Source organism: Sandarakinorhabdus sp., from assembly GCF_032115815.1.
Classification (GTDB): domain Bacteria; phylum Pseudomonadota; class Alphaproteobacteria; order Sphingomonadales; family Sphingomonadaceae; genus Sandarakinorhabdus.
This window is the reverse complement of the sequence record NZ_JAUMBI010000077.1, coordinates 1-2,983: the sequence shown is the minus strand read 5'-3', so window position 1 is coordinate 2,983 and position 2,983 is coordinate 1. Positions and strand designations below refer to the sequence as shown.

Annotated in this window: 3 protein-coding genes; all 3 read left to right on the top strand. The window is 64.2% G+C overall.

Going from position 1 to position 2,983, the window contains the following annotated elements; translation table 11 throughout:
* Positions 1-820, top strand: an 820-nt coding sequence (locus RT662_RS04585) for a chlorophyllide a reductase iron protein subunit X (RefSeq protein WP_313669529.1), incomplete at its 5' end; no start/stop codon positions are given.
* On the top strand, positions 813-2,312 hold the full coding sequence (gene bchY / locus RT662_RS04580; protein ID WP_313669527.1) for a chlorophyllide a reductase subunit Y: 1,500 nt from the start codon (positions 813-815) through the stop codon (positions 2,310-2,312). The genes RT662_RS04585 and bchY, both read left to right, overlap by 8 nt.
* A 4-nt stretch (positions 2,313-2,316) precedes the next feature.
* Positions 2,317-2,983, top strand: a 667-nt coding sequence (locus RT662_RS04575; protein WP_313669526.1) for a nitrogenase component 1, incomplete at its 3' end; no start/stop codon positions are given.

Below are 2,983 nucleotides of genomic sequence, written 5' to 3'. Positions count from 1 at the left end.
GCAGGGCAAGCGCGTGCTGCTGATCGGCTGCGATCCCAAGAGCGACACCACCAGCCTGCTGTTTGGCGGCAAGGCGACGCCGACGATCATCGAAACCTCGTCCAAAAAGAAGCTTTCGGGCGAAGAGCTCTCGATTGAAGACGTCTGCTTCCAGCGCGACGGCGTGTTCGCCATGGAACTGGGCGGGCCCGAGGTTGGCCGTGGCTGCGGCGGTCGTGGCATCATCCACGGCTTTGAAACCCTCGAAAAATTGGGCTTCCACGATTGGGGCTTTGATTACGTCCTGCTCGATTTCCTGGGCGACGTGGTGTGCGGCGGCTTTGGCCTGCCGATCGCCCGCGACATGTGCCAGAAGGTGATCGTGGTCGGTTCGAACGATCTGCAATCGCTGTACGTCGCCAACAATGTCTGCAAGGCGGTGGAATATTTCCGCAAGATGGGCGGCAATGTTGGCGTCGCCGGCATCCTGATCAACAAGGACGATGGTTCGGGCGAGGCCCAGGCCTTTGCCAAGGCGGTCGGCATCCCGGTGCTGGTCAGCATCCCGGCGCATGAAGATATCCGCAAGAAATCCGCCAATTATCAGATCATCGGCACGGCAGATAGCCAGTGGGGCCCGCTGTTCGCCGAACTGGCAGAAGCCGTTGCAACCGCGCCGCCGGTGCGGCCGACCCCACTCGATCAAGATGGCCTGCTCGGCCTGTTCAAGCCGGAAGATACCGGTGGCAACTTCACCCTGAAACCGGCTTCTCAGGCTGACATGCGCGGCGGCGTCTATGAGACGAAGCCGAGCCTGGAAGTGGTGTACGACAATGTCTGAAGACCTGGTCGTTCCGCCAGCAGATGGGGCCGGCTGCCACGCTGGCGCCGACACCATGCGCGATGCTGCGGCCAAGGCCGGCAAGTCCGAGGTGTTGGAACGTTATGCGGCCGATTATCCCAAGGGCCCGCACGATCAGCCGCAATCCATGTGCCCGGCCTTCGGCTCGCTGCGCGTTGGCCTGCGCATGCGCCGCACCGCCACCATCCTGTCCGGCTCGGCCTGCTGCGTTTATGGCCTCACCTTCACGTCGCACTTCTATGGGGCGCGGCGCACGGTGGGTTATGTGCCGTTCAATTCGGAAACGCTGGTTACCGGCAAGTTGTTCGAGGATATCCGCGACGCCGTGCACGACATGGCCGATCCGGAAAAATATGACACGATCGTGGTGACCAATTTGTGCGTGCCGACCGCTTCGGGCGTGCCGCTGCAGTTGCTGCCGGATGCGATCAACGGCGTGCGCATCATCGGCATCGACGTGCCGGGGTTCGGCGTGCCGACTCATGCCGAAGCCAAGGACGTGCTGGCCGGCGCGATGCTGCACTACGCGCGCAATGAAATCATGGCTGGCCCGGTCGCGGCACCGGCCGTGATGCCCGACAAGCCGACCGTGACCCTGCTCGGCGAAATGTTCCCGGCCGATCCGGTGGGCATTTCGATGCTGCTGGAGCCGATGGGCCTGACGGCTGGGCCAGTGGTGCCGACCCGCGAGTGGCGCGAGCTGTATGCCGCGCTGGCCTCGCCGGTGGTGGCGGCCATCCACCCGTTCTACACCGCCGCCGTGCGTGAATTCGAAGCTGCCGGCCGCACCATCGTTGGTTCGGCTCCGGTGGGCCGTGATGGCACCGCCGCCTGGCTCGCCGCCATCGGTGACGCGTTCGGCCTGTCCGCCGACAAGGTGGCTGCCGCCCAGAACAAGTGGCTACCGGCGATCACCGGCGCGCTGTCGGCCAAGCCGATCAAGGGCCGCATCACGGTTTCGGGCTATGAAGGATCGGAACTGCTGGTCGCGCGCCTGCTGATCGAATCGGGCGCAGAGGTGCCGTACGTGGGCACTGCTTGCCCGCGCACCAAATGGTCTGATCCCGATCGCGAATGGCTGGAAGCCAGGGGCACGCGCATCCAGTATCGCGCCAGCCTGGAACAGGACATCGCGGCGGTGGAAGAGTTCCATCCTGACCTGTCCATCGGCACCACGCCGGTGGTGCAGCACGCCAAGACGCGCGCCATCCCTAGCCTGTATTTCACCAACCTCATCTCGGCACGGCCGCTGATGGGGCCGGCCGGCGCCGGCAGCTTGGCACAGGTGATCAACGGTGCGCTCGGCAACAAGGGCCGTTTCGACATGATGAAGGACTTTTTCCAGGGCGTTGGCGAAGGCCATGCCGCCGGCATCTGGGAAGAGGTTCCTCGTGACCGGCCCGAGTTCAAGAAGAAATACGCAGGCAAGATGATCGCCGCCGCCAAGGCGAGCGAAGCGATCGGGGACTGACGCCATGCTCGTGCTCGATCATGATAGGGCCGGCGGCTATTGGGGCGCCGTGTACAGCTTCACCTCGGTGAAGGGCCTGCAGGTTGTCATCGATGGCCCGGTGGGCTGCGAGAATTTGCCGGTCACTTCGGTGCTGCACTATACCGACGGCCTGCCGCCGCACGAACTGCCCATCGTCGTTACCGGCCTGGGCGAGGATGAACTGGCAAAGACCGGCACCGAAGGCGCCATGAAGCGCGCCTGGCGCACGCTCGATCCGGCGCTGCCTGCGGTTGTCGTCACCGGCTCCATCGCCGAAATGATCGGCGGCGGCGTGACGCCGGAAGGCACCAGCATCGTTCGCTTCCTGCCGCGCACCATCGATGAAGATCAATGGCAGGCCGCCGACCGCGCCTTGACCTGGTTGTGGAAGGAATTCGGGCCGAAGAAGATGCCGGCGCCCAAGGTGCGGAAAGAGGGCGAAAGGCCGCTCGTCAACATCATCGGGCCGCAATATGGCACCTTCAACATGCCATCCGATCTGGCGGAAATCCGCCGTCTGATCGAAGGCATGGGCTGCGAAGTGAACATGGTGTTCCCGCTGGGCACGCACCTGGCCGATATCCGCCGCCTTGCCGATGCGTCGGTGAACGTGTGCATGTATCGCGAATGGGGCCGCAACCTGTGCGAGA